This is a genomic window from Pseudarthrobacter sp. SSS035 (genome assembly GCF_023273875.1).
GTDB lineage: Bacteria > Actinomycetota > Actinomycetes > Actinomycetales > Micrococcaceae > Arthrobacter.
Window position 1 is genome coordinate 622,174 of record NZ_CP096882.1, and the last position, 26,676, is coordinate 648,849.

General features: G+C 64.7%; 25 protein-coding genes. 14 read left to right on the top strand and 11 right to left on the bottom strand.

Going from position 1 to position 26,676, the window contains the following annotated elements; genetic code table 11:
* Positions 1–47: 47 nt before the first annotated feature.
* Complete coding sequence (locus tag MUN23_RS02820; protein WP_248762001.1) at positions 48–1,181, bottom strand: mannose-1-phosphate guanylyltransferase; 1,134 nt, start codon at positions 1,179–1,181, stop codon at positions 48–50.
* Positions 1,182–1,436: 255 nt separating this feature from the next.
* Between MUN23_RS02820 and sdhC the strand changes: the two genes are divergently transcribed.
* The 5 genes from sdhC to MUN23_RS02845 all read left to right on the top strand — a co-directional run bounded on the left by sdhC (position 1,437) and on the right by MUN23_RS02845 (position 5,850).
* Positions 1,437–1,817, top strand: coding sequence for a succinate dehydrogenase, cytochrome b556 subunit (gene sdhC, locus MUN23_RS02825; RefSeq protein WP_082576094.1), 381 nt, complete (start codon positions 1,437–1,439; stop codon positions 1,815–1,817).
* 3 nt (positions 1,818–1,820) lie between these two features.
* Positions 1,821–2,297 carry a succinate dehydrogenase hydrophobic membrane anchor subunit gene (locus tag MUN23_RS02830; RefSeq protein ID WP_248762002.1) on the top strand — a complete coding sequence of 159 codons (477 nt, stop codon included), beginning with the start codon at positions 1,821–1,823 and terminating at the stop codon, positions 2,295–2,297.
* Positions 2,298–2,401: 104 nt separating this feature from the next.
* Positions 2,402–4,201, top strand: coding sequence for a succinate dehydrogenase flavoprotein subunit (gene sdhA / locus MUN23_RS02835; protein WP_248762003.1), 1,800 nt, complete (start codon positions 2,402–2,404; stop codon positions 4,199–4,201).
* Between the two features lies 1 nt (position 4,202).
* Positions 4,203–4,985, top strand: a complete 783-nt coding sequence (locus MUN23_RS02840; protein ID WP_058929685.1) for a succinate dehydrogenase iron-sulfur subunit — start codon at positions 4,203–4,205, stop codon at positions 4,983–4,985.
* 94 nt (positions 4,986–5,079) lie between these two features.
* A complete protein-coding gene (locus MUN23_RS02845; protein WP_248762004.1) occupies positions 5,080–5,850 on the top strand; it encodes a S9 family peptidase in 771 nt (256 codons plus the stop codon).
* On the opposite strand, the gene MUN23_RS02850 is transcribed toward MUN23_RS02845, so the two are convergent.
* From MUN23_RS02850 to MUN23_RS02870, 5 genes are read right to left on the bottom strand one after another with little or no spacing between them, the layout of a single operon-like run.
* A complete protein-coding gene (locus tag MUN23_RS02850) occupies positions 5,807–6,889 on the bottom strand; it encodes a YihY/virulence factor BrkB family protein (RefSeq protein ID WP_248763972.1) in 1,083 nt (360 codons plus the stop codon). The two genes, MUN23_RS02845 and MUN23_RS02850, sit on opposite strands and share 44 nt — an antisense overlap.
* 37 nt (positions 6,890–6,926) lie before the next feature.
* Positions 6,927–7,523, bottom strand: a complete 597-nt coding sequence (locus tag MUN23_RS02855) for a 2'-5' RNA ligase family protein (RefSeq protein ID WP_248762006.1) — start codon at positions 7,521–7,523, stop codon at positions 6,927–6,929.
* Positions 7,524–7,527: 4 nt separating this feature from the next.
* Complete coding sequence (gene trpS, locus MUN23_RS02860; protein WP_248762008.1) at positions 7,528–8,571, bottom strand: tryptophan--tRNA ligase; 1,044 nt, start codon at positions 8,569–8,571, stop codon at positions 7,528–7,530.
* Positions 8,572–8,591: 20 nt separating this feature from the next.
* Complete coding sequence (locus tag MUN23_RS02865; protein WP_248762009.1) at positions 8,592–9,425, bottom strand: exodeoxyribonuclease III; 834 nt, start codon at positions 9,423–9,425, stop codon at positions 8,592–8,594.
* 10 nt (positions 9,426–9,435) lie between these two features.
* Positions 9,436–9,999 (bottom strand): hypothetical protein, encoded by a 564-nt coding sequence (locus MUN23_RS02870; RefSeq protein WP_248762010.1) that lies wholly within the window; start codon positions 9,997–9,999, stop codon positions 9,436–9,438.
* Positions 10,000–10,150: 151 nt separating this feature from the next.
* Here MUN23_RS02870 and MUN23_RS02875 point away from each other — a divergent pair, with 151 nt between their 5' ends.
* Positions 10,151–10,591 carry a CHRD domain-containing protein gene (locus MUN23_RS02875; protein ID WP_248762011.1) on the top strand — a complete coding sequence of 147 codons (441 nt, stop codon included), beginning with the start codon at positions 10,151–10,153 and terminating at the stop codon, positions 10,589–10,591.
* A 91-nt stretch (positions 10,592–10,682) separates the two neighbouring features.
* On the opposite strand, the gene MUN23_RS02880 is transcribed toward MUN23_RS02875, so the two are convergent.
* Together MUN23_RS02880 and glyA are read right to left on the bottom strand one after the other, a co-directional pair.
* Entirely contained in the window at positions 10,683–11,582 is a 900-nt protein-coding gene (locus MUN23_RS02880) for a bifunctional methylenetetrahydrofolate dehydrogenase/methenyltetrahydrofolate cyclohydrolase (RefSeq protein WP_248762012.1), read from the bottom strand.
* Positions 11,583–11,585: 3 nt separating this feature from the next.
* Positions 11,586–12,884 (bottom strand): serine hydroxymethyltransferase, encoded by a 1,299-nt coding sequence (gene glyA, locus MUN23_RS02885; protein WP_305886577.1) that lies wholly within the window; start codon positions 12,882–12,884, stop codon positions 11,586–11,588.
* A 257-nt stretch (positions 12,885–13,141) separates the two neighbouring features.
* On the opposite strand from glyA, the gene purU reads away from it, so the two are divergent.
* The 3 genes from purU (at position 13,142) to MUN23_RS02900 (ending at position 15,270) form a co-directional block, all read left to right on the top strand.
* Positions 13,142–14,002: a formyltetrahydrofolate deformylase gene (gene purU / locus MUN23_RS02890; protein ID WP_248762013.1), complete on the top strand. Its 861-nt coding sequence runs from the start codon at positions 13,142–13,144 to the stop codon at positions 14,000–14,002.
* Positions 14,003–14,012: 10 nt separating this feature from the next.
* Positions 14,013–14,675 (top strand): class I SAM-dependent methyltransferase, encoded by a 663-nt coding sequence (locus MUN23_RS02895; RefSeq protein ID WP_248762014.1) that lies wholly within the window; start codon positions 14,013–14,015, stop codon positions 14,673–14,675.
* A gap of 76 nt (positions 14,676–14,751) precedes the next feature.
* On the top strand, positions 14,752–15,270 hold the full coding sequence (locus MUN23_RS02900) for a gamma carbonic anhydrase family protein (RefSeq protein ID WP_248762015.1): 519 nt from the start codon (positions 14,752–14,754) through the stop codon (positions 15,268–15,270).
* Here the strand turns inward: MUN23_RS02900 and MUN23_RS02905 are convergent.
* Together MUN23_RS02905 and MUN23_RS02910 are read right to left on the bottom strand one after the other, a co-directional pair.
* Positions 15,267–16,964: an NAD(P)/FAD-dependent oxidoreductase gene (locus tag MUN23_RS02905; RefSeq protein ID WP_248762016.1), complete on the bottom strand. Its 1,698-nt coding sequence runs from the start codon at positions 16,962–16,964 to the stop codon at positions 15,267–15,269. The two genes, MUN23_RS02900 and MUN23_RS02905, sit on opposite strands and share 4 nt — an antisense overlap.
* The gene (locus MUN23_RS02910) at positions 16,961–18,499 is read right to left on the bottom strand and encodes an amino acid permease (RefSeq protein WP_248763974.1); all 1,539 of its coding nucleotides are present in this window, start codon (positions 18,497–18,499) and stop codon (positions 16,961–16,963) included. The genes MUN23_RS02905 and MUN23_RS02910 overlap by 4 nt, the downstream gene beginning before the upstream one ends.
* Before the next feature lie 100 nt (positions 18,500–18,599).
* Here MUN23_RS02910 and alr point away from each other — a divergent pair, with 100 nt between their 5' ends.
* A complete protein-coding gene (alr, locus tag MUN23_RS02915) occupies positions 18,600–19,814 on the top strand; it encodes an alanine racemase (RefSeq protein WP_248762017.1) in 1,215 nt (404 codons plus the stop codon).
* Positions 19,804–21,453 (top strand): PucR family transcriptional regulator, encoded by a 1,650-nt coding sequence (locus tag MUN23_RS02920; RefSeq protein ID WP_248762018.1) that lies wholly within the window; start codon positions 19,804–19,806, stop codon positions 21,451–21,453. The genes alr and MUN23_RS02920 overlap by 11 nt, the downstream gene beginning before the upstream one ends.
* Here MUN23_RS02920 and MUN23_RS02925 read toward each other — a convergent pair.
* Complete coding sequence (locus tag MUN23_RS02925) at positions 21,432–22,226, bottom strand: carbon-nitrogen hydrolase family protein (RefSeq protein ID WP_248762019.1); 795 nt, start codon at positions 22,224–22,226, stop codon at positions 21,432–21,434. The two genes, MUN23_RS02920 and MUN23_RS02925, sit on opposite strands and share 22 nt — an antisense overlap.
* Before the next feature lie 206 nt (positions 22,227–22,432).
* On the opposite strand from MUN23_RS02925, the gene MUN23_RS02930 reads away from it, so the two are divergent.
* The 3 genes from MUN23_RS02930 (at position 22,433) to mmsB (ending at position 26,643) form a co-directional block, all read left to right on the top strand.
* Positions 22,433–23,623: an ROK family transcriptional regulator gene (locus MUN23_RS02930; protein ID WP_248762020.1), complete on the top strand. Its 1,191-nt coding sequence runs from the start codon at positions 22,433–22,435 to the stop codon at positions 23,621–23,623.
* A gap of 131 nt (positions 23,624–23,754) precedes the next feature.
* On the top strand, positions 23,755–25,311 hold the full coding sequence (gene mmsA / locus MUN23_RS02935; RefSeq protein ID WP_248762021.1) for a multiple monosaccharide ABC transporter ATP-binding protein: 1,557 nt from the start codon (positions 23,755–23,757) through the stop codon (positions 25,309–25,311).
* A gap of 48 nt (positions 25,312–25,359) precedes the next feature.
* A complete protein-coding gene (gene mmsB, locus MUN23_RS02940; RefSeq protein ID WP_248762022.1) occupies positions 25,360–26,643 on the top strand; it encodes a multiple monosaccharide ABC transporter permease in 1,284 nt (427 codons plus the stop codon).
* Positions 26,644–26,676 lie beyond the last annotated feature (33 nt).

Here is a 26,676-nt window from a genome sequence, read left to right on the forward strand (position 1 = left end):
GGCGGGCGCGTTACAGATTGTGCCGCGCCTGGACACTCCCGACCGGGTTACAGAACGTCGGTGTCGCCACTGGCCTTGAGCGCGTCAACGGCTCCCTTGACCCGCTGCGCGTGCTGCTTGGTGGTCACCAGGAGGGCATCGCCCGTGTCGACGATGACCACATCCTTGATGCCGATCAGGGCGATCACGCGCTTTGTGTCCGAAACCACCACACCGCTGGCGTTTTCGGTGAAAACCCGGGCGCCTTCACCGATAACGGTGACGTCATCGACTTCCCGCGCACTGTTGAGCCGGCCCACCGAAGCAAAGTCCCCGACGTCGTCCCATCCGAAGGTGCCCGGCACAACGGCAACATCGCCGGCAGCAGCGGCAGGCTCGGCCACCGCATAGTCAATGGCGATCTTGGGCAACGTGGGCCAGACGCGGGCTGTTACGGCATCACGTTCGGGAGTGTCCCAGGCCTGGGCGATCTCCTGCAGGCCCTTGAACAGCTCCGGCTGGTTGGCCTCAAGGTGCCTCAGCATCAGGGCAACGGGAGCCACGAACATTCCTGCGTTCCAGACATACTCACCGCTGTCCACATACTGCTGGGCAACTTCCTCGTCCGGCTTCTCCACGAACTCCACCACGGCCTGGGCGCTGGGCGCACCGTTGATGTGGAGCGCCTCACCGGCGCGGATGTATCCGAAGCCCGTGGACGGGTGCGTCGGCTTGATGCCGATGGTCACGATCTTGCCGGCGGCGGCCGTGTGGATGGCCTCGCGGACGGCTTCCTGGAAGAGGTGGTCAGGACTGATGACCTGGTCCGCGGCGAAGGAACCCATGATGGTGTCCGGGTCGCGCTCGTACAGGATGGCGGCGGCCAGGCCGATGGCGGCACCGGAATCCTTGGGCTCGCTCTCCAGGACCAGGTCAGACTCCTGAACCTCGGGCAGCTGCCGGCAGACGGCGGCCCGGTGCGCAGTGCCGGTCACCACGAGCACGTGCCTGCCTGCGAGCGGCTCCAGCCGGTCGTAGGTGGCGCGCAACAACGTACTGCCGGACCCCGTGAGGTCGTGCAGGAATTTGGGAGCTGCTGCCCGTGACAGGGGCCAGAGGCGGGTCCCCACTCCGCCTGCCGGAATGACCGCAATAAAGCGGTTCAGGGGTGAATCCGGGCTTGTCACTTTGTCTGTACTCATCACGGCTACTTTAGCTGACGAGCCGTGAACTGCCCTTTCAGAACCCTCCGCCAACCCCCGCGGGCGCGCCATGATGTGGTGTTCGTCTCATCTACGGGCAAAACGCAGGCATGCGGGGTCACCAAGGAGTTCCTAAATTGAATAAGCTGTGAGCGAAGCCTAGATTTAGGCCTGAGCTACGAGTTGCTCTCGCAGCAGGCGTTCCCCCCGCGTGGATCTCATGCCAGCGCCGCTGTGTTGCAGGGAGGTTTATCAGTGCCGACAAAACCAGCTGGCACCTTGTACCGCGGCCGTGAAGGCATGTGGTCCTGGGTAGGACACCGGATTACCGGTGTAGTGATCTTTTTCTTCTTGTTGGTCCATGTGCTGGACACCTCATTGGTGCGTGTGTCCCCGGAGGCCTACACGGCTGTTATCGGTGCCTACAAGAACCCCCTTATGGCCCTGGGTGAAACGGGCCTGGTTGCCGCGATTGTCTTCCACGCCTTTAACGGCCTGCGGATCATCGCCGTCGACTTCTGGAAGAAGGGCGCCAAATACCAGCGCCAGATGCTGTGGACCGTCCTGGCCCTGTGGGTAGTTGTTATGGTCGGCTTCTCCATCCGCCACCTTTCCCTCGCACTCGGAGGTCACTGAGCCATGACTGCAACGATCGAAAACCCGCGCAGCGGGAAAAACAGCAGCGGCAGGATCTCCCCCCAGTACCGCCGCACCGGCGCAAGCCGGGGCAACTTCGAAATGTTCGCCTGGCTGTTCATGCGCCTTTCCGGCGTAGTGCTGGTGGTGCTCATCTTCGGGCACCTCTTTGTGAACCTCCTGGTGGGCGAAGGCATCCACGCCATCGACTTCGGCTTCGTCGCCGGCAAGTGGGCTGACCCGTTCTGGCAGATCTGGGACCTCGCCATGCTGTGGCTGGCCATGCTGCACGGCACCAACGGCGTCCGCACCATCATCAACGACTACGCCGAAAAGGATTCCACCCGTCTCTGGCTCAAGATCGTGCTCTACGCGGCCACCACCGTGATCATCGTCCTTGGCACGCTGGTGATCTTCACCTTCAACCCGTGCCCCGTGGTTGACGGTGTTCCGCTGCCCGGCGGCTTCTGCCCCGCGTAGCCAGTTCATCCGCTGCCCGCGGTGAGCCGCAGGCTGTATTTTGCGGTGCAGGCAACGCCCGCCCGTTGTTTTATAGCGAATTTTGAGAGAAAGAGCGCCCAAGTATGCAGGTCCATAAGTACGACGTAGTCATCGTCGGCGCCGGTGGCGCTGGCATGCGCGCCGCGATCGAGTCCGGTCAGCGCGCGCGAACAGCAGTACTGACCAAGCTCTACCCCACCCGCTCGCACACCGGTGCGGCGCAGGGTGGCATGTGTGCGGCCCTTGCCAATGTCGAAGAAGACAACTGGGAATGGCACACCTTTGACACCATTAAGGGCGGCGACTACCTGGTTGACCAGGACGCCGCCGAGGTCATGGCGAAGGAAGCCATCGACGCCGTGCTGGACCTGGAAAAGATGGGCCTGCCGTTCAACCGCACGCCCGAAGGCCGGATCGACCAGCGCCGCTTCGGTGGCCACACCCGCGACCACGGCAAGGCGCCCGTCCGCCGTGCCTGCTACGCAGCAGACCGCACCGGCCACATGATCCTGCAGACGCTGTACCAAAACTGCGTCAAGCACAACGTGGAGTTCTACAACGAGTACTACGTCCTGGACCTCCTGACGGTCGAGGAAGACGCTGTCCGCGAGGACGGCACACCGTACAAGCAGAAGCGTGTTGCCGGCGTCGTGTCCTACGACCTCGCCTCCGGTGAGCTGCACGTGTTCCAGGCCAAGTCCGTGATCTTCGCTACCGGCGGCGCAGGCAAGGTATTCAAGACCACCTCCAACGCCCACACCCTGACCGGCGACGGCATGGGCATCGCGTTCCGCAAGGGCATTCCGCTGGAGGACATGGAGTTCTTCCAGTTCCACCCGACAGGCCTGGCCGGCCTGGGCATCCTGCTGTCCGAAGCCGCCCGCGGCGAGGGCGCCATCCTGCGTAACTCCGAGGGTGAGCGCTTTATGGAGCGCTACGCCCCCACCATCAAGGACCTTGCACCGCGTGACATCGTGGCCCGCTCCATGGCCAACGAAGTCCGTGAAGGCCGCGGCTGCGGTCCGAACAAGGACTACGTCCTCCTGGACCTGACCCACCTGGAGCCGGCTCACATCGACGCCAAGCTCCCGGATATCACCGAGTTCGCCCGCACCTACCTGGGTGTGGAACCGTACACGGAACCGGTTCCGGTGTTCCCCACGGCGCACTACGCCATGGGCGGCATCCCCACCAACATCACCACCGAAGTCCTGCAGGACAACGACACCGTGGTCCCGGGCCTTTACGCCGCCGGCGAGGTTGCCTGCGTTTCGGTCCACGGCTCCAACCGCCTGGGCACCAACTCACTGCTGGACATCAACGTGTTCGGCAAGCGCGCCGGCATCGCCGCCGCAGAGTACGCCAAGACTGCTGACTTCGTGGACCTCCCGGAGGACCCGGAGGCTTACACCATCGAGCTGCTGGATATTGCCCGCAACGGCAACGGCGACGAGAAGGTGGCGGTGATCCGCAAGGAACTCCAGGACACCATGGACGCCAACATGCAGGTGTTCCGTACGGCTGACACGCTGAACCAGGTCCTGACGGATATCGAGTCCTTCGAGGCCCGTTACAAGAAGATCAGCGTCCAGGACAAGGGCAAGCGCTTCAACCTGGACCTGCTCGAGGCCGTTGAGCTGGGCTTCCTGCTGGAACTGGCCAAGGTCATGACCGTGGCCGCCCTGCACCGTGAGGAATCCCGCGGCGGACACTTCCGCGAGGACTTCCCGGAACGCGACGACGAAAAATTCATGAAGCACTCCATGGCATACAAGGATGACCACGCCCCGGCCGACGGCTCGGCAGAGGCAATCGCCGGCATCCGTCTGGGCACCAAACCGGTTGTCTTTACCCGCTACGAGCCGATGGTGAGGAAGTACTAAGATGACCGCTGAACTTGCTGAGCCAGCCTCCAAGATCGAACTGCCCGCACACATCGGAGGCGGCGGAGAGATCCCCACGTTCGACGTCACCCTGCGCGTGCGCCGTTACAACCCTGAGGTGTCCGAGGACGCCACCTGGGACGACTTCAAGGTGACGATGTACGGCACCGACCGCGTGCTGGATGCCCTGCACAAGGTCAAATGGGAAATTGACGGCAGCGTTTCGTTCCGCCGTTCCTGCGCCCACGGTGTCTGCGGTTCCGATGCCATGCGCATAAACGGCCGCAACCGCCTTGCATGCAAGACCCTCCTGAAGGACTTGGACACCACCAAGCCCATCACCGTTGAGCCCATCAAGGGCCTGCCGGTGGAGAAGGACCTGATCGTGGACATGGAGCCGTTCTTCCAGTCCTTCCGCGAAGTCATGCCGTTCCTGATCAACAAGGGCCACGAGCCCACCAAGGAACGCCTGCAGTCCGCCGAGGACCGTGAGCGCTTCGACGACACCACCAAGTGCATCCTCTGCGCTGCGTGCACGTCCTCCTGCCCGGTGTTCTGGACCGATGGCCAGTACTTCGGCCCGGCCGCGATCGTCAACGCCCACCGCTTCATCTTCGATTCCCGTGATGATGCCGGCGACATGCGCCTGGAAATCCTGAACGACAAGGAAGGCGTGTGGCGTTGCCGCACCACCTTCAACTGCTCCGAAGCATGCCCCCGCGGCATCCAGGTGACCCAGGCAATTGCCGAAGTCAAGCAGGCAATTCTCTCCCGTAAGATCTAATTCAGGTTCTTGCTTACGACGGCGTCACCCACCTCAGGTGGGATAGGCGCCGTCGTTGTTTAACACGTGACGGCACCAACGAAAGCAGCACGCGATGTCCCGCTCCGAAAAAGTCAGCTTCGAAGGTTCCACCGGCGAGCTCCTGTCCGGCATCATCGACGTCCCTGAGGGGCCGGTGCGGGGCTGGGGCGTCTTCTCACACGGCTTCACCCTGGGCAAGGACAGCCCGGCGGCGTCCCGCATGTGCAAGGCCCTGGCCGACACCGGCATCGGGATGCTCCGCTTCGACAACCTGGGGCTGGGCGAGTCAGCCGGCCATTGGTCGGAGGGCTCCTTCAGCCACAAGGTGGCGGACACCGTGGTGGCAGCCGAGTTCATGCGCAGCCAGGGGAGGGCCATCTCCCTGCTGGTGGGACACTCCTTCGGTGGCGCGGCGGTGCTTTCGGCCGCCCGCCAGATCCCGGAGCTCGACGCCGTCGCAACAGTTGCGGCCCCGTTCTCACCCAAGCACGTGGCCCACGTCTTTGACGCCGCACTGGACAAGATCCTCAGCGAGGGCAGCGCGGAAGTGGACCTCGGCGGGAAACGCGTGGAGATCCGGAAGCACTTTGTGGAGGACCTGGAGAACGCGGACCTCACGGACTGCATCCGGCAGCTGCACAAACCGCTGATGGTCCTCCACTCCCCCACGGACAACACTGTGGGCATCGAGAACGCCAGCACCATCTTCCAGACGGCGCGCCATCCGCGGAACTTCGTCTCACTCGAAGGCAGCGACCACCTGCTGACCGGCAAGGGCCAGGCAGCCCGGGCCGCCAGGATTATTTCTGCCTGGGCCGACCAGTACCTCGACGCCGGGAAGTAACTGCCGGGCTGCCCTGGTGCGCGGCGCCGGGGCCCTTTCCGTCGCTGTGGCCCTCCACGGGTACTTTGCCGGGCTGGACCTGTCGGGAGCCCCACAGGGTTTTGTCCTGGCCGGCGGGTTCGCTCCTGATGTCCTCTTCACGGATGGTGGACCAGCCGGCGGACACGAGGTAGACCTGGCTGACCAGGTTGAACCAGATCAGCAGGCCGATGATGATGGCAAACGGCGCCAGGATGGGGTTCCGTCCCGCACCGGCCAGCAGTTCAGTGCTGAAGACCTGAAGGACGGTGGTGCCCACCGCGGCAAGGATGGTCCCCTCCAGGAGTGCCCGCCGGGAGAGCTTGAGCCCACCGGCCAGCCGGAACATGATGACGGCCGTGACCCAGTTGAGCGTCAGCGGCACACCGATCTTGATCACGGTGGTCAGCGGACCGGCCACCGCCGGATCCAGCTGCAGGAAGTCCGTGACCCAGCCAGCCGCCGTGCCGAACACCAAGGACGCTCCGGCGCTGATCACCAGGGCCACTCCCAGGAGCAGGAGGGTGCCGGCGTCGCGCAGTTTAAGGACAATCGGGTTGATTTTAAGAGGCGGCAACTGCCCCACACCGCGCAGGCCGTCGCGGAGCCCGGCGATCCAGCCCAGGGACGTGATGACCGTAACCACGGCAGCAATCACGGCGGTCCAGCCGAGGCCGTCCGGGTTCAGGAGGTCATTCGGATCAACCAACCCTTCTCCCCCGCCCACCTTCAGCAGTCCGGGCGCACTCCGGCCCACGCTGCCGATGATGGTGTCCAGCAGGGCAGGCTGGCCCCGCAGCACCAGGCCGGCAACGGAGAAGCCTGTGGCCAACAGGCCGGTGATGGAGAAGAACATATTGAAGCCGATGCCGGCGCTCATCAACGGGCCATGCTGGAGGTTGTAGTGCTGCCACGCGCGCATCGGGCGGAAGGCATTAAGCCTGGCCAGCAGCCACTGGAGCATCGCCAGCGAGCTGGCCACCGGGCCGCCGTCGGACCTTCTGGTTTTGCCCCACTCCATCCGTTTCTGGATGACGGCGAGCTTCAGGCGGGCCTGTTCAGTGGGGAGCGGTGGCTCCGTTTGCGTCGGCGTCCGCGGCGAAGGACCCGCCGTCGTCAGTTTCGGTCCCAAAGTCCAACTCTTCCCGTAGCTGCCAAATGCCGTCGGCATCGTGCTCGTAGAGTCCCATGCTAACCACCGGGAACGATGCCCGGTAACTTTCAAGCACCGTTTCGGCTTCGTCCAGGCTTTCGGGCGCGACATCGTGGGCGATCGTGACATGCGGATGGTACGAGAACGGCAACTCGCGTTGCAGCGGGCCGGCCTGGAGTTTTTCGTGGAGCTCCACGCAGGAGTCGAACCCGTCCTCCACGTTGATGTAAACCACCGGGGAGACCGGCCGGAACGTTCCGGTCCCGGCGATGGTGACCATAAACGGTACCTGCCGCCGCGCCACGTCGCGGACGTGCGCCTGCGTGGCTGCCCAGTCCTGGGTGGGCGTGGTGGTGACCAGCGTGATGTGCGCGGGCACCACCCCCGCCATCGGGTCCCCGAAGGAGGCGCGCCACCGTTGAAGTTCCTCGGCGATGGCAGGGGGGAAGCCCAGAATGACGCCTACGCTCATTCTTTCACTGACATTGCTGGCGGCCGACATCGAGCTAGCGGACGCCTGCGAGGCTGAGGGACGGCAGGAAGCCCATGCGCTCATAGACCTGACCAAGGGTCACTGCGGCGATTTCCCTTGCCCGCTCGGCGCCCTGGGCCAGCAGCCGGTCCAGCTCGGCCGGGTCAGCCATCAGTTCGTTGGTGCGGTTCCGCAGCGGCGTGATGAAGTCCACCATGATCTCCGCAAGGTCCACTTTCAGGTGGCCGTACATCTTGCCCTCGTACTCCGTCTCCAGCTCAGCCACGGACTTTCCGGTGAGCGTGGAGTAGATGGTGAGGAGGTTGGAGATCCCGGGCTTGGCTTCGGCATCGAACCGGACCTCGGATCCGGTGTCAGTGACCGCGGACTTGATGCGCTTCGCAGCGAGCTTGGGGTCCTCCAGCAGCTGGATGGATCCGTTGGGCGACTCCCCCGTCTTGGACATCTTGGCGCTGGGGTTCTGCAGGTCATAGATTTTGGCGCTGGCCTTGAGGATGGTGGCCTCCGGCACGGTAAACGTGTGGCCGTACCGGGTGTTGAAGCGCTGGGCCAGGTTCCGGGTGAGCTCCAGGTGCTGCCGCTGGTCCTCGCCCACCGGTACGAGGTCCGTCTGGTAGAGCAGGATGTCGGCTGCCATAAGCGTGGGGTATGCAAAAAGGCCCAGTGTTGCGGCGTCCGCGCCAGACTTCTGGGTCTTGTCCTTGAACTGTGTCATCCGGGAGGCTTCGCCGAAACCGGTGATGCAGTTCAGTGCCCACGCCAGCTGCGCATGCTCGGGGACGTGGGACTGCACAAAGAAGATGCTCTTGTCCGGGTCGATGCCGGCGGCAATGTACTGCGCGGCCACCACGCGGGTGCGCTTGGCGAGCTCGGCGGGATCGAAGTCCACGGTGATGGCGTGCAGGTCCGGAATGAAGAAGACGGCATCATATTCGGCCTGCATGTCCACCCAGTTGCGGACAGCGCCAATGTAGTTGCCGAGGTGCAGGGAGTCCGCCGTGGGCTTGGCGCCGGAGAGGATGCGTTTCTTGGTCACCGGGGAAGTCGGGCTAGTCATGGGGAAAAAACCTTCGGGGCTTAGAGCTGGTAGTCCACTACCAGCGGGGCATGGTCAGAGAAGCGGGTGTCCCACGAGGGCGCCCGGTCAACCACTGCCGAGAACGCGGCGGCGGCGAGGTCCGGGGTGGCCATGTGGTAGTCGATGCGCCAACCGGTGTCGTTGTCGAACGCCTGCCCGCGCTGTGACCACCAGGTGTAGGGACCGTCGACGTCGCCCGCCAGGCCACGGTGGACATCCTTCCAGCCGATGTCCTCGCCGAAGAAGCGGTCAAAATAGGCACGTTCGTCGGGCAGGAAGCCGGCCTTCTTGACGTTGCCCTTCCAGTTCCTGATGTCCCGTTCGGTGTGGCCCACGTTGAGGTCCCCCACCACCAGTGCGTGGTCGCTGTGCTTGGACAGTTCCGGCAGCCTGGTGCTCATGACATCCAAAAAGCGGTACTTGTCCACCTGCTTCGGGGTATCCACCTCGCCGGAGTGCACGTAGGCGCTGGCAACGGTCAGCTGCGCGGGGTTCCCCTCGGCGTCGGCCACCCTGAAGTCAGCCTCGACCCAGCGTCCGGCGGTGGCGAAGTAGTCATCGCCGATGCCGTTGCGGGTGTCCAGCGGCTCTTCACGGGACGCGATGGCGACGCCGGCGCGGCCTTTGGCCTCGGCTTCGGCGTGCAGGATGTGCCAGCCGTCACCCAGCAGCTGGCGCACGACCGCGTCAGGGGCCCGGACTTCCTGGAGGCAGAGAATGTCCACCTCGCGGGGCTCCAGCCATGCCGCCATGCCGTTCTTGTAGGCAGCCCGGAGGCCGTTGACGTTGACTGATGCGATGCGAAGGTGGTCCTTCTTCAATGCCGAGATCACCCGCACTACTCTAGTCGATGATGGTTCCGCTGACCGGGTCGCCGGTGCCGCCGGCAGCGCGGATCATGTCGCGGGCGTTGGTGGCGGTGATCTCGATGGTCTCCAGTGCGCGGCGGATCGTGTCCTGGTCCGCTGCCTCACCCTTGGCGCGTTCCTTCTCCACTACTTGAATCTGGACCTGGACGATCTTGAAGGAGTGGTCCAGCTTGAGGTCGCGGACTTCGTCCGCTTCGGTCCGCTCGTACACCACCCGGGTGCCGCCATGGTCGGCTGAAGACGACGACGGCGCACGTCCGGCTGCACTGTTGAAGGCATTCTGGGCTTCCGTCAGCTTCGCGCCGGCTTTTTTGGCCGCCTTCTGGATGCTGAACACCACAAAGGCTGCGAGGGCCAGCCAGAAAGCGGCGATGATGGCGACAACCCAGCCCACGACGTCGTTCTGGTTCGCGGCAAAGATCACGGCAACGATGAACGCGATGACAAAGACCATCATTCCCGGGCCGCTGATCCGCAGCATGGAGAAGCCGCCCTTGGACCGGCCGGACGGAGATTGAGTGTTACCCAGAGATCGCATGCGTCTATTGTCTCAAACGCAGCAGAGCCCCAACGCACCTTCCACCCCCGGCGAACACCGGGCCCGGGACGTTATTGTGCCTGATCAGGGCGCGGCGTAGCGTGAAACGGGCTAGGGGGTGGAAGTTCATTCGTCTATCTGAGGACACATCATGAAAAGTCACGCGTTCAGGACAGCCGCGGTGGCCACAGCCATCATCTCCCTTTTGGGGATCACCGCCCCTGCGGAGGCGAAACCGGGCGCCGCTCCCGCCATTCCGCTCAACACCGGCCAGGAAGCCGACCCTGTCCACACCGGGGCCGGCGGATCCTTCAGCTACACCCTCGACGATGACGAGCTCTGCTATACGCTGACGGTCCGTGATCTATCCGCTCCTGCCACGGCGGCTCACATCCACCTCGCGTCCCGCAATGTGGCCGGCCCTGTCATTGTTGGGCTGGAAGTGGGCAGCGGTACGGACTGGACGATTGAAACCTGCACTACGGCGGACTCGGCCGTGCTGGCCGCCATCGAGGCCAACCCGCGCAACTACTACGTCAACGTGCATAACGCCGACTTCCCCGGCGGGGAGGTCCGCGGCCAGCTGAAGTAGGTTCCGGATTCAGACGACAAAGCCCGACGGCGGCCCGCACCTCAAGTGAAAGGTGCGGACCGCCGTCGGGCTTTGCTGTTAAGGAACGAAACTAGGCGATTCCCGCCTGGCGCTCCGCGGTCTCCACCACATTGGCGAGCAGCATGGCGCGGGTCATCGGCCCCACGCCGCCCGGGTTCGGGGAGATCCACGAGGCGACGTCGGCAGCGGCGGGGTCCACGTCTCCGGTGACCACTGCCTTACCGTTGCCGTCGTCAACACGGCTCACGCCGACGTCGAGCACTATTGCGCCCGGCTTGAGGTCCGCCGCCTTGATCATGTGCGGGACTCCCGCGGCGGCGATCACGACATCGGCCTGGCGGAGTTCGGCGGCCAGGTCCACGGTGCCGGTGTGCGCCAGGATGACCGTGGCGTTGACGTCCTTGCGGGTCAGCAGCAGCCCGACGGGACGGCCGATGGTCACGCCGCGGCCCACCACGAGGACGCGCTTGCCATTGAGGCTGATGCCGTGCCGGGTGAGGAGCTCCACGCAGCCCTTGGGCGTGCACGGCAGCGGCGAGGTCATGGGTCCGCTGACGTTGGCCACCAGGCGGCCCAGGTTCATCGGGTGCAGCCCGTCGGCGTCCTTCTCGGGATCCATGGCCTCCAGGATGACGTCCTGGTTGATCTGCTTGGGCAAGGGAAGCTGCACGATGTAGCCGGTGCATTCCGGGTTGTCATTCAGCTCGCGGACCACGGCCAGGAGTTCGTCCTGCGTGGTCTCCTCCGGCAGGTCGCGGCGGATGGACGTGATGCCCACCTCCGCGCAGTCCTTATGCTTGCCGCCCACGTACCAGGTGCTCCCGGGGTCCGAGCCCACCAAAATGGTGCCCAGCCCGGGGACGACGCCCTTGGCCTTGAGTGCGGCCACGCGTACGGTCAGCTCGGCCTTGATGGCAGCGGCGGTGGCCTTGCCGTCAAGAATCTGTGCAATTCCGGTTTCAGTGGTCATGGACTACCACTGCTCGTGCTGCGGGTACAGCGGGAAATCGGCGGCGAGCTTGTCCACGCGGGACTGCAGTGCCTCGACGTCCGTGGCGGTGCCGGCCTTCAGTGCAGTGGCGATGATCTCTGCCACTTCGGTGAACTCGGCAGCACCGAAGCCACGGGTGGCCAGGGCCGGCGTGCCGATGCGCAGGCCGGAGGTGACCATCGGCGGGCGGGGGTCGAACGGAACCGCATTGCGGTTCACGGTGATGCCCACGGAGTGCAGGAGGTCCTCGGCCTGCTGGCCGTCGAGCTGGGAGTTGCGCAGGTCCACCAGGACCAGGTGCACGTCGGTGCCGCCGGTGAGGACGGAGACGCCGGCGTCGGCGACGTCGGACTGGTTGAGGCGGTCAGCGATGATCTTGGCGCCTTCGAGGACACGCTCCTGGCGCTCCTTGAATTCCTCGGTGCCGGCGATCTTGAAGGCAACGGCCTTGGCCGCAATGACGTGCATGAGCGGCCCGCCCTGCTGGCCCGGGAAGACGTTGGAGTTGATCTTCTTGGCCCACTCCTGCTTGGCCAGGATCACACCGGAGCGCGGGCCGGCGAGGGTCTTGTGCACGGTGGAGGTGACGACGTCGGAGTACGGCACCGGGCTCGGGTGCAGCCCCGCAGCCACCAGTCCGGCGAAGTGTGCCATGTCGGTCCAGAGCAGCGCGCCCACTTCATCGGCGATGGAGCGGAAGGCCGCGAAGTCCAGGTGGCGCGGGTAGGCGGACCAGCCGGCGATGATGACCTGAGGCTTCTCGGCGATGGCCTGTTCGCGCAGCTTGTCCATGTCAATGCGGAAGTTGTCCGGCTCCACCTGGTACGCAGCAACGTTGTAGAGCTTGCCGGAGAAGTTGAGCTTCATGCCGTGGGTCAGGTGGCCGCCGTGGGCCAGGGACAGGCCCAGGATCTTGTGACCGGGGGTGATCATGGCGGACAGTGCTGCGGCGTTGGCCTGGGCACCGGAGTGCGGCTGGACGTTGGCGTACTCGGCACCGAACAGTGCCTTGACGCGGTCGATGGCCAGCTGCTCAGCGATATCCACATATTCGCAGCCGCCGTAGTAACGGCGGCCCGGGTAACCCTCGGCGTACTTGTTGGTCAGGACCGAGCCCTGGGCTTCCATCACAGCGCGCGGGGCAAAGTTTTCGGAGGCGATCATTTCCAGGGTGCCGCGCTGGCGGCCAAGTTCCTGGCTGAGGACTGCTGCGATTTCGGGGTCAAGCTCGGCCAGCGACTGGTTGCTGACGGCGGCTGTTGTGGTGGCGGTAGTAGTCACGAAAAACTCCTGGCTAGGGATACGGGCACTGCTAAGGTCAGGCTACCGGCTGGCGCACATCACCGCCCCTTGATGACAGGGCGTGAAAGCGAACCGCACCCTCAGAGGGTGCAGTTCCGGTAAGACATGACCCTCGGCCCAGGCGTACGATCCGTGGTCTTCGTGATTGCCACTCCCTGGTGGTTAGCCACCCAACGCCAGTTGCGACCCCACCAGACTACCAAACGCGGGCAGGCCGCGCGGGTAGGCTAGTAGTCGTGACTGAAGAGCAGCTGAACCGAGCTTACGTATTGACATTGTCCTGCCCGGACCGCCCCGGAATTGTCCACGCAGTGGCCGGAGCGCTGCTGGTGGCGGGCTGTAATATTTTGGACTCGCAGCAGTATGGCAGCCCCGCAACCGGCAACTTCTTTATGCGGGTGGAAGCGACGACGCCGGCCTCCCGGGCCGAGGTCCAGGCCGCCCTTGAGCCCGTGGTCCACTCCTTCGGCATGCAGTGGAGCCTCAACCCCGTGGGCCAGAAGGTGCGCACGCTCCTGATGGCCAGCACGTCCGCGCACTGCCTCAACGACATCCTGTTCCAGCAGCGCTCCGGCACCCTGCCCATCGAGATACCGGCCATCGTCTCCAACCACCGTGACCTCGCCGGGCTGGCCGAGTTCTACGGCATCCCGTTCCACCACATCCCGGTCACCCCAGACACCAAGGCCCAGGCCGAGGACAAGCTGCGCGCCCTCATGGCCGAGCACGACATCGAACTGACCGTGCTGGCCCGCTACATGCAGATCATTTCGGATGACCTGTGCGCGGAGCTCACCGGCAAGGCCATCAATATCCACCACTCGTTCCTGCCGTCCTTCAAGGGCGCCAAGCCCTACCACCAGGCTCATGCCCGTGGCGTGAAGCTGATCGGCGCCACTGCCCACTACGTCACGGCCGCGCTGGACGAGGGCCCCATCATCGAGCAGGAAGTCATCCGTGTGGACCACGCCCGCACTCCGGAGCAGTTCGTGCAGATGGGCCGGGACGTGGAGGGCCGCACCCTGACGCAGGCCGTCCAATGGCATGCAGAACACCGGGTCCTCTTGGACGGCAACCGGACAGTGGTCTTTAACTAAAGAGGATGCCATGGAGGAACCGGGCAGCGAGCAGCATCTCGCCGAGTTCTACAACCGCCGCGCCGCGTCCGGCTGGGAACATCCGCTGACGCCACGGCGGGTCGAACAGTGTCAGCGGTTCATTTCGCTACTTAAGTCCGAGCGCCGTCACAACATCCTGGAGATCGGCTCGGGCACGGGGCTCGATGGCCTGCAGTTCCTCCGGGCCGGCATTCACTACACCGGCGTTGACCTCTCTGAGGAGCACGTCCACAGGTCCCGGGCGAAAGGCCTCGACGTCTCCGTGGCCAGCGCCCGGCAACTGCCCTTCGCGGACGGAACCTTTCCGGCCGCCTGGACCATGAGCACGCTGCTGCACGTCCCCGCCACTGATATCGACGGCGTACTGCGTGAGCTGGTGCGCGTTACGGCACCCAACGCGCCTATCGCCGTCGGCCTCTGGTCCGGTGAGGATGTAGAGGTCCTGAACCCCGAGGACGACGTCGAGCCCCGCCGGTTCTTTAGCCGGCGCAGCGATGCGACGGTCCGGCAGGTCTTTGGCCGGCATGGTGCGATCGAGGACTTTGTCACCTGGCCGGAAGGCACCGGCGCAGAGTCCGGGCCGGGCGCCGGGAACTGGACGCAGCACTACCAGTTCCTGATCCTCCGTACCCCCTCCTCCCCAAGTAAATAGCAGCACATATCGTTTGCGCTCTCACAACTACCCTGCCCCTAGGTAGTTGGGTGGGTGGATGTCCTAGGCTTGGCCCATGGCTCCTCTTTACGATTTCGCCGGCAACACACCGGCCGTCCACGAATCCGCCTTCATCGCCCCGACGGCGTCGATCATCGGTAAGGCCACGCTCGCTGAGGACTCGAGCGCCTTCTATGGTGTGTCGGTCCGGGCGGACACGGCGGCCATCAGCGTCGGCGCCGGCAGCAACCTGCAGGACAACGTGGTGCTGCACGCAGACCCCGGATTCCCCTGTAGCGTCGGTGCGGGCGTGAGCGTGGGGCACGCCGCCGTCGTCCATGGCTGCACTGTGGAGGACGACTGCCTGATCGGCATGGGCGCCACTGTGCTTAACGGCGCGGTGATCGGCACCGGCTCGCTCGTGGCGGCAGGTGCCGTGGTCCTGGAAGGCACGGTAGTGCCGCCCCGGTCACTCGTGGCCGGCGTCCCCGCCAAGGTACGGCGGGAACTCACCGACGAGGAGTTCGACGGCGTGAAGCAGAATGCCGCCCGCTACGTGGAGCTGGCCCGGGCGCACCGGGAGCTGCACGGCTAGTCGAGGCTGATAGGCCCGATAGCGTCGAGGAGTTCGCCCGGACCGGGGTTGCCCACCGCCGATGTCCCGCCCAGGTGGTTCACCACACCCCACACCGCGTTCAGGCCGGTGGTCACGGCGCCCTCGGCCCAGCCCGCGGTGAAGGACACGTCGTCACCCGCGAGGAAGATCCCGCGCTGGGACTCGGGCAGCTTGTCCTGCTTGAAGTGCGTGAAGAGGCGCTGTTGGTAGCGGTAGTGCCCCGGCAGGTTCGCTTTGAAGGCACCCATGAAGTTGGGGTCCGCTTCCCAGGAAACGGTGATGGGCTGGCCCACGATGTGGCTGGCGATGTCCACGCCCGGGTAAATCTGCTCGAGCGAGTGCAGCATCAGCTCAACGCGTTCGTCGGCGTCCAGCGCCAGCCATTTGAGCGCGTCATCGTTCCACGTGTAGGACAGCAGGATCACGGCGGGCTTGTCCGGGCCGTCATCCAGGAGGTAGGTGGCCCTGTTCAGCCGGTCCGTGAGGGTCATGGACAGGACCTCACGGCCGGTGTCCGGATCGATGTCCTTCCAGAACGGCCGGTCCACCATCACAAACGTCTTGGATGACTGCATGTAGTGCGAACGCTCGATCGCAGTCCACAGTTCGGCCGGGAACAGTGCCTCCTCGGTGTGGATGCGAGTGGACAGCAGCCAGGACTGACACGTGGTGACCACGGCGGGGTAGCTGGCCTCGCGGCCCCAGCGCTCCCGGATCCGGAGGTCGCCGTCGTCGGCATCGCGGCTGATCTTGTCCACCGCCCCGCGGGGTGAGCCGGAGTGGAGCGACGCCAAGGACGTTCCGTCGGGCCAGTGGGCCATGCCCGACGGCGCGTGCTGCCACAGTGCCTCAGGCAGCCGTTGTGCTCCCCCGCTGATGAGCCGGTGCTGGTCATCGGCGTCGGTGTAGACCACGCGGAGGATTTCCAGGATGGAGTTGGGGAAATCGGTGTCCCAGCCACCGGTGCCGAAACCCACCTGGCCGAAGGCCTCACGGTGGGCAAAGCCGGCTTCCTTGAATGACTCGCTCCCGGCAATGAACCCATAGAAGGTCTGCTCGTCCATGCGCGGCAGCAGCTCGTTCCAGAGGTCCTTGATCCGGCCCGTGTCCCGGGCCCGGATGGCCTCCTGCATTTCGACGAACTTCGCGCCGTCGTTCACGGCTGCCTTCCAGGCGTCGGCCACCTCGCGGAAGAACGGCGGCAGGTCCTGGGCGGTCTCGGCGTAGTGTTTCTGGCCGGTAAGTTCGATCACGGTGCTGGAGGTGACGGGCGCCAGCGGGTTGGGGAAATCCTGCGTGTCCAGCCCCAGCAGGTCCACGTAGTGGTAGAACGCCCGCCCGGAAACGGGGAACCGCATCCCGCCCAGATCGGCCACCACGCCGGGAGCGGACGGGAAGCTGGCGGTGCGCAGGCGGCCGCCGATCTGGTCCGCTTCGTAGACGACCGGCCGCAGGCCCAGTTTCATCAGTTCGTAGGCCGTGACGAGGCCCGAAAGGCCCGCCCCTACAACGGCCACCTCAGTGCCGTAGAGTTCCGGCGGAACCGCACCGAGCCCTGCCGGGTGGGCGAGGTAGTGGTCGTAGCTGAACGGAAAATCAGGGTTCAGCATGGTGATGGGGCCAGCCTGTGTGCTGGACGGGTCAGAGGCCGGGAGTTCGGTGGCGACGGTCATGAAAGCTCTGCCTTAGTTTGTTCGGGGGTGGACAGCGTTGTAGATTCCGGCCTGCTCAGCTCACGGTATTCCTCGTGGCTCAGCGCCGCTACCCTGGAGTTCCGTCGACCGTAGCCGAAGTAGGCCGCCAGGCCCACCAGCATCCAGATTCCGAAGGTCACCCAGGTGTCGGCGCCCAGGTTGGCCATGAGGTAAGCGCACATCAGGGCGCCGAGGACCGGGGTCAGGGGGAAGAGCGGTACGCGGAACGTGCGCTTCAGCTCGGGCCTGGTGCGGCGCAGGTAGATTACTGCCACGTTGACCAGGGCGAAGGCGAACAGGGTGCCGATGCTCGTGGCGTCAGCCAGGGCGCCGAGTGGAACCAGGCCAGCCGTCACTGCCACGAGGATGCCCACGATCAGGGTGCCGGCGACCGGCGTGCCGGTCCTCGCGGAGACCCGGCCGAAGATTTTTGGAATGAGCCCGTCGCGCGCCATGGAGAGAAGAATGCGGGTCTGTCCGTAAAGGACAGTCAGCACGATGCTGGCGATGGCCAGGACTGCGCCGACGGCGAAGACCAGGGCGATCCACGGCTGCCCGGTGGTTTCCTCGAGGATCTTCACGAGTGCTGCTTCGTTACCATCGAACCAGCCCCAGGGACGGGCGCCGACGGCGGCCACGGCAACCAGGACATAGATGGTGGTGACGATCAGCATGGAGAGCATGATGGCCCGCGGCAGGTCGCGCTTGGGATTGCGGGCTTCCTCACCGGCCGTGGATGCCGCGTCGAAGCCGATGTACGAGAAGAAGACGCTGGAAGCGGCGGCTGAGACACCGGCTGCGCCCATAGGCAGGAGAGGCTCGAAGTTGCCGGCGCTGAAGGCGGTGAAAGCCACTGCGCAGAAGAAGATCAGGATTCCCACCTTGACCACCACGATGACGGTGTTTATCCAGGCGCTTTCCTTGGCGCCGCGAACCAGCAAGATCATGGCGAGCAGAACGATGACCATTGCCGGGATGTTCACGACCCCGCCGTCTCCTGGGGGCTGGGAAATTGCGTCGGGCAGGAACTGGCCGAAGACCGCCAGGGACTCGTTCACGTACTGGCCGGCCCCAACCGACACTGCCGCGACCGAGACTGCGTATTCGAGCACGAGGCACCAGCCACAGATCCAGGCCATGCCCTCGCCCAAAGTGGCGTAGCTGTAGGAATAGCTGGAACCTGCCACCGGAACGAGACCGGCCATTTCGGCGTAGGACACTGCCGACAGCAAAGCGGCGAGTCCAGCGATGGCGAAGGAGATCCAGATCGCCGGCCCGGCCAAGGGAACGGATTCGCCGAGGATGACCAGGATGCCGGTTCCCAGGGTGGCGCCGACACTGATCATTGTCAGCTGGAAAACGCCGAAGCTGCGGACCAGGCGGGTTCCGCCGTTGCCTGTTTCGGCTTCATTGACCATCTGTCCGATCGGCTTCCGGCGCAGCAGCTGCGCGGCCAGGCCGGGCCGGCCGGCAGGAGGTGCCGGCCGGCGTTCTGTGTAGGTGGGCACAGTCATCGTTGACGTCCGTTCGTGAGTAGTTGTCATTTCCCCTCGCCCAGCTTAGGCGTGTGAGCCACCTCTCACGATTGTGCAAAATGACCTATAGTGTTCTGGCATGAGACTTAATGCACAACAGAACAGCACGCCTTCGGTAGCGCTTTCCGGCCGGGTCAGCGTTGATCTGGCCGCGATTTCCGACAATGTCCGCGCCCTCCGGGCACTCACTCCCGCGCCGCATTTCATGGCGGTGGTGAAAGGCAATGCCTATGGCCACGGGCTTGTCGAGGTGGCGGAGGCTGCCCTCGCTGCCGGCGCCGACTGGCTCGGAACGGCACAGCTCACCGAGGCCCTTGCGCTACGCCGCGCAGGCATTACGGCGCCAGTGCTGTCCTGGCTGTACCTCGCCACAGCGTCCAGCGAGATCATTCGCGAAGCTGTGGAAAACGACGTCGACATGTCCTTGGGCAGCCCCGCCCAACTCGACGTAGTGGCCGGCATCGCCCGCACGCTCGGAAGGCCGGCCGCTGTCCACCTTGAGCTGGACAGCGGGTTGAGCCGCGGCGGCGCACGCACGGAAGACTGGCCTGACCTTGTGGCCGCTGCACGCAACGCCGAGCTCGAGGGGACCCTCACTGTCCGGGGTATCTGGACCCACCTGGCCTGGGCCGACGTACCGGCCCACCCCGGGAACGCCGCAGCGGTGGACGCCTTCGGGGAAGCCGTACGGCAGGCCAGGGAAGGCGGCCTGGAACCGGAGCTGAGGCATGTGTCCAGCTCTGCCAACATCCTGGACCGCCCTGAGTTTGCCTTCGACATGGTGCGGGCCGGGCTGGCCATTTATGGCCTGGCGCCCGCCGACCATCTTGACCCCGCGGATTTCGGGCTGCGCCCGGCCCTGACTGTCACGGCTCCCGTTGTGCTCGTGAAGAAGGTTCCGGCCGGCACCGGCGTGAGCTACGAACACCAGGCCATCACCCACGAGGCAAGATATCTGGGGCTGATCCCCCTCGGCTATGCGGACGGCATCCCGAAAGGCATCTCGGGGCGCAGCATTGTCCAACTGGGCGGCAGGCGGGTGCCCGTGATCGGCAAGGTGTGCATGGACCAGTTCATGGTGGACCTCGGCCCGGAAGCCTGCGGAGTTTCCGTCGGCGACACGGCCGTGCTGTTCGGCGATCCGGACACAGGTGCGGCGAGCGCGGACGAATGGGGCTCGGCCATCGGCAGCCACGGCGACGAAATCATCAACCGGATAGCGCCGCGGCTGCCCAGGGCCTACGAGTGCCCCGACTACCAGGATCCCGAAGTCAGCGTGCCGCATGTCGCCTGAAGCTGCCGCGGGAGCGGGCACCAGAGCCGTAACAGGAAGAGGGACCGGCGCCGAGCCGATCAGCGCTGTCACGTTGGAGCAGTTCCTGGAAAAGTTGCCCCCGGAGTTGACGATCCTGCACGATGGCGGCAACGGTTCCGGCCTGCTGCGCTGGGTAGAGCCCAGCGAGCTGGAGGACCCCACGCCGTACCTGCTCGACGGCGAGTTCCTCCTCACGGCGGGGCTGCCGTTTGTGGGCGAGGCAAGCAACCAGGCCCGGGTTGACGCGTACGTGCGGCGTCTGGTGGGAGCCGGGGTGGGGGCCCTGGGCTTCGGGCTGGAACCCTACTTCGACGCAGTGCCGGAGACACTGTTGAAGGCCTGCATCCGGCATAACCTGACGCTGGTTGAGGTGCCAGGCACTGTGCCGTTCGCTGCCATCGGGCTGGAATTTTCGCAGCTGCTCGAATCGGATAACGCCAAAGTCTTCAGGCAGCTGGCGGACATCAACCGGCAGCTGATGCGCGCAGTCCTCTCCGCCCGTCCCGAGCATGAACTCCTGGCCGCCCTGGCCCAGCGGGTTCCCGTGTGGGCAGTGCTGGTCGGCGCGGACGGAAGGGTCCGCGCCCGGGCGGGCACCGGCGTCGAACTTCCCGCCCTGCAGCAGATTCTCGACCGGCTGCTCGGCGGCAGCGGCCCCCGGGTGGAAATGGATTCGTTCGACATTCCCGGATCTGTCCTGGTGTTCGGGCATCCACTGCGCAGCACGCGGGACGCCAACCTCGGCGCTTTGATTCTCGGGACGGACCAGCCGCTGACGCCTTCGCAGAACAGCGTGGTCTCATCCGCCGTCGGGCTGCTGGAACTGCTGGTCCGGCAGCGGACCAGCGGATCCCTCGCGCCGAGCCAGCTGGCCACAGCGCTGCTGCTGCATCCGGACAGCCTGGCCAGCGGCGGAACGCGGCACATCAACGGGCTCAGGGACCTGCTGGCCCAAAGCACCTCCTCCACCCGTTCGGCGCCGCTTCGCGTGGTGCAGGGTATCAAGGCGGAGCAGGGCACGTGGCCGGCGGGCGACAGTCCCGTCCGGGAGCTGCTGCAGTGGCGGCGGCTGTTCGACACCAAGCTCGTGGAGATCACGGATTACGGGTTCGCTACAGTCACCCGACTGAAGGTTGATGATGCCTTGGTAAGCGAAGTCGAGAAGCTCGGCTGGCGCCTGGTCATCGGGGATGCCACCGAACTGGCGGGACTGGCGGGAGCGTACCAGCGCGCGGCGTCGCTGCGGTCCCGCGTCCAGGCAAGCGGACAAAGTGTGCGCGTGGATGACGTCACGTGGTCAGTCGCTGGGCTGTTGGGCCGCAGCGCCGGCACCATGCTTGCCACCCGGCTGCTGGAACCGGTCCTGGCACAGGAGCCTGACCGAATCAGCTCCCAACTCAGTGTCCTGAAGTCGTGGCTGGGCGAAAACGGCAACTGGGATGCCACTGCCAAAGTCCTGGGGCTGCACAGGAACAGCGTGCGGCGCCAGATCAATGCATTGGGCGAGCTGCTGGCCATGGACCTTAGTTCCGCCCAAGTGCGGGCAGAGCTGTGGATTGCCCTGCAGTACGTGGACGGCCTGGAGGACGGGATCGTTCAGATGCCCCAGGACCGGTAGAGCTCCGGGCGGCGTTCCCGCAAGTAGGGCACCAGGTCACGGGCTTTCCGGGCGGCGTCCGGTTCCACCTCGGCGTACAGGAGTTCGGCTCCCGGTCCCGCCGTGGCTAGCAGCGAACCATCCGGTCCGGCAATGACACTGCCGCCGAGGAATTCGCAGCCGTCCTCGGTTCCCGAGTGGTTGGCATAGGCGATGGTCAGCTGGCTTTCCAGCGCGCGGGCCCGGAGCAGGACCTGGGGAACCGTCTCGAAACCGTGCGCCAGTGCGGTGGGCACCAGGAGCAGCTCGGCTCCGCCCAGCGCGGCGGCCCTGACCGTTTCCGGAAATTCCACGTCGTAGCAGATCACCATGGATGTCCGGAACCCGTTGAAATCGACGACGGCGGGACCCGCCCCGGCGGGGCTGAACGCCGCGCGTTCGTTATCACCAAAGAGGTGCACCTTGGCGTAGTTGAGAAGCTCTGCCCCGGTGGTGTCCACCAGCGTGGACGTGATGTGCCAGCTGCCCCCTTCCGTCACTGACGGCAGGCTGTAGACCAGGGCGATCCCGTGCCGGCGGGCGATGGCGGCGAGCGTCTTCCTGATGGCGGGCAGCCCGGCGGGGTCGAATTCCGCGCGGAGCCTCAGCGGGGCGTATCCAACGGGGAAGAGTTCTGGGGTCACCAGGACGGCTGCGCCGTTCGCGGCGGCCGCCTTGGCAGCCGCATCCAGGGCGGCGCAGTTTGCGTCAACGTCGAGTACGCGGGCGTTTGCCTGCATCAGGGCCAGCAGCACCGTTTCCACCTCACATGATCGGGACGGCCACAGGAAGTATGCGTCCGCTTTTTCCAGCCTAGCCACCGGCCCTGAACGGCATCCGGGCCAATTGCACCTGCCAAAGCCACAGGACGGACGGATCGTCCCATCATTTTGTCTCATCCGGCAAACTCCTTGCGTTAACTTCTTGACTGCAATGGTCAAAGTAGGGCAATCTTCTTTTCATGTCCGCCACACCGCGCTCGACGAGGAGCAAGCCAAAAAATCCGGGATCCCAGTCAGCCCTCCGGCAACTGAACCAGCAACGGATCATCGAGACCCTCATGAGCGGCCCGTCAACCCAGGCCGAGCTTGCACGCCAGACCGGCCTCTCCACCGCCACGGTCTCCAATATCGTCAAAATCATGCAGGATGCGGGCCTTGCGTCGACCGAACCGATCACCAGTTCCGGACGCCGGGCACTCAACGTGCGGCTCAACAGCAACGGCGCGGTGGCCGTGGGAATCGACTTCGGGCGGCGGCATCTCCGCGTGGTCCTGGCCTCTTTGAGCTACCACGTGATCGCCGAGGAATCCGTCCTGCTGCCACTGGGCCACCAGGCCGAGGAAGGCATCCGGGCAGCCGTCGGACTACTGGACAAACTGCTGGAGCAAAGCGGCGTGGACCGGACCCTGGTGGTGGGCGCCGGCGTCGGAATTCCCGGCCCCATCGACCGCCGGACCGGCACCGTGGCGCAGGGCGCCATCCTCCCGGAATGGGTCGGCATCAACATTCTTCACCACCTTGAAGAAACCCTGAAAATGCCCATATTCGTTGACAACGACGCCAATCTCGGCGCTTGGTCCGAGGTCACGTGGGGGCCGCATTCCGGCGTGAGCAACCTGATGTTCCTCAAGATCGGATCGGGCATCGGCGCCGGCCTTATCCTCAACGGCGCGCCCTACTACGGCACCGTTGGCATTACCGGCGAAATCGGCCATGCAACTATCCACGAGCACGGGCTCGTGTGCCGCTGCGGCAACCGTGGCTGCCTGGAAACCATTGCCTCCACCACCACCATGATGGAGCTGCTGGGCCGCGGGGAAGACCCACCCCTCACACCTGCGGATATCGTGCGCAAAGCCCTGGCGCGCGACTCCGCCACGCTCAGGGTGGTGGACGATGCAGGCCTGGCAGTTGGGCGTGCCCTGGGAAACGTAGCGAACCTGATCAACCCTGAAGTCATCGTGGTGGGCGGTCCTCTTGCGGGCCTGGGCGACCTGCTGCTCGATCCCATTCGGCGAGGACTTATCCGGCATGCAGTGCCGGTGATCGGCGAGACCACAACACTGACGATGTCCTCACTTGGGGACCGCGCAGAGGCTTTGGGAGCAGCCGCACTGGTGTTCCAGCATGCCGGGATCCGGCGTACGTAGCCGTTTCGTTATCCCACTAATTGCGTTAAAGACTTGACGACAACCCGTGTGATCCAGTTTACTTTTTCATCAGACGACCCTGCGCTTTGCTGGGCGGACAAAGAAGTCATGCATTGGAGGCGTAAGGACAAATGACGTCCCACACCACGCACACTGACCCGGTCATCCTGGAGATGCGCTCAATTACCAAGGAATTTCCCGGCGTCAAGGCTTTGGCGGAGGTAAGCCTCCGAGTCAAGGCCGGCGAGATCCACGCAATCTGCGGCGAAAACGGCGCTGGCAAGTCCACGCTGATGAAGGTGCTTTCGGGCGTCTACCCGTACGGCAGCTACGACGGCGACATCGTGTACCAGACCGAGGTCCAGCAGTTCAAGGACATCCGCGCCAGCGAGCACGCCGGCATTGTGATCATCCACCAGGAGCTGGCCCTGATCCCGGAACTGTCCATCATGGAGAACATCTTCCTGGGCAACGAACCGACCAAACGCGGCGTCATCAACTGGGCCGAGGCACGCCTCCGGTCCACCGAACTGCTGGCCCGGGTGGGACTCAGGGAAGACCCGGACACCCCCATCAAGGAGATCGGCGTCGGCAAGCAGCAGCTCGTGGAGATCGCCAAGGCCCTGAACAAGTCAGTCAAGATCCTCATTCTGGACGAGCCGACCGCTGCGCTGAACGAATCCGATTCCCAGCACCTCCTGGACCTGATGCTGGGCCTCAAGGCAAAAGGCATTACCTCGATCATCATTTCCCACAAGCTCAACGAGATCGAGCAGATCGCCGATTCCATCACCATCATCCGGGACGGCAAGTCGATCGAAACCCTCGATGTCAAGGCCGACGGCGTCGACGAGGACCGCATCATCAAGGGCATGGTGGGACGTGCCCTGGAGTCCCGCTTCCCCGACCACACCCCCAAGATCGGCGACGTGTTCTTCGAGGTCAAGAACTGGACCGTGGCCCACCCGCAGATCCAGGACCGGATGGTCTGCAAGAACTCGAACTTCTTTGTTCGGCGCGGCGAAATCGTGGGATTCGCCGGACTGATGGGTGCTGGCCGTACCGAACTGGCCCGCTCCGTCTTCGGCCGGTCCTACGGCCACTTCGTGTCGGGCCAGGTCTACGTGGACGGCAAGGAAGTGACACTCAAGAGTGTCCACCAGGCCATCGACGCCGGCCTCGGCTACGTGACGGAGGACCGGAAGTCGCTGGGGCTGAACCTCCTCGACGACATCAAGACCACCACGGTCTCGGCCAACCTCGAGAAAATCAGCAAGCGCAGCGTGGTGGACACCAACAAGGAGTTCACGGTCGCCGAACAGTACCGGAAGTCCCTGCGGACCAAGGCCCCGTCGGTTGAGGAAGGGGTTGCCAAGCTCTCCGGCGGCAACCAGCAGAAGGTGGTCCTGGCCAAGTGGATGTTCACCGATCCTGAACTGCTGATCCTGGACGAACCCACTCGAGGTATCGACGTCGGCGCCAAGTACGAGATTTACGGCATCATCCAGCAGCTCGCCAACCAAGGAAAGGGAGTCATTGTGATTTCTTCCGAGCTCCCCGAACTGTTGGGGCTCTCGGATCGCATCTACACGATCTTCGAAGGCGCCATCACTGGGGTTCTCGATAAGGAGGAAGCCAGCCAGGAAAGCCTGATGAAGCTGATGACCTCCGCCCGCAAAGCCGCCTGATCCACTGCAGCCTTCCAGAACCTTCCAGATACAAGGACTGAAAAAACAATGAACGCGCTCAAGAAACTCTTCGGTGGCGACACCCGCCAGTTCGGCATGATCTTTGCCTTGGTGGCTCTGATAGTTCTCTTCCAGTGGCTCACAGGCGGCATCACGCTCACTCCGGGCAATGTCATCAACCTCTTCAACGGCAACTCCTACATCCTCATCCTCGCCATCGGCATGGTGCTGGTCATCATCGCCGGACACATTGACCTGTCGGTGGGTTCCGTAGCCGCCTTCGTGGGCATGGTGGTGGCCATCGCCATGCGGGACTGGGACATCCCCTGGTTCCTGGCAATCCTGCTGGGCCTGGGCCTGGGCGCCCTGATCGGAGCATGGCATGGCTGGTGGACGGCGTACGTCGGCATTCCGGCGTTCATCGTGACCCTGGCCGGCATGCTGATCTTCCGCGGGGCGCAACAATTCGTTGGCCAGTCCAACTCGATTCCTGTCCCCCGGGAGTTCCAGTACATCGGCGCCGGCTACCTCCCCGAAATAGGACCGAACACCGGCTTCAACAACCTCACGCTGCTCCTCGGACTCGCCGCCGTTGCCTTCGTGGTCTACAGCGAAGTACGACGGCGGCGCTCCGCAAAGGCGCTCGGAGCGGAGGTTTCGGAAACCTGGGTCAGTGTCCTGAGGCTGGTCCTGATCTGCGGCGCGATTCTCTACGCCACGTACCTGTTTGCCACCGGCCGCCCGGGCACGTCCTTCCCCATCCCCGGCCTGATCCTCGCCCTAATGGTTCTGATCTACGGCTTCGTCTCGTCCAAGACTGTGGTGGGGCGCCACGTCTACGCAGTGGGCGGCAACCGCCATGCAGCCGAACTGTCCGGTGTGAAGTCAAAGAAGATCAACTTCCTGGTCATGATGAACATGTCCATCATCGCCGGGCTCGCCGGAATGATCTTCGTGGCCAGGTCAACCTCCGCCGGACCGTCGGACGGTACAGGCTGGGAGCTCGACGCCATCGCGGCTGTCTTCATCGGCGGCGCTGCCGTGACGGGCGGCGTAGGCACCGTCATCGGATCCATCGTCGGAGGCCTGGTCATGGCTGTGCTGAACAACGGCCTGCAGCTCCTCAGCGTCGGCGCCGACTGGCAGTCCATGATCAAGGGCCTGGTGCTGCTGGTGGCCGTGGCCATCGACGTCTACAACAAGTCGCAGGGCCGGGCATCGATCATCGGGCTCATGATGAAGAACTTCAACCGTCCGTCCGGCGGGCCCGGCACACCGCTGCAGCCGGACGAAGTCACCTCCACCAAAGAAACCATCGCCAGGGAAGCCTGAGCGATTCAGGTTCCCGAACCAGTACACCAAAAG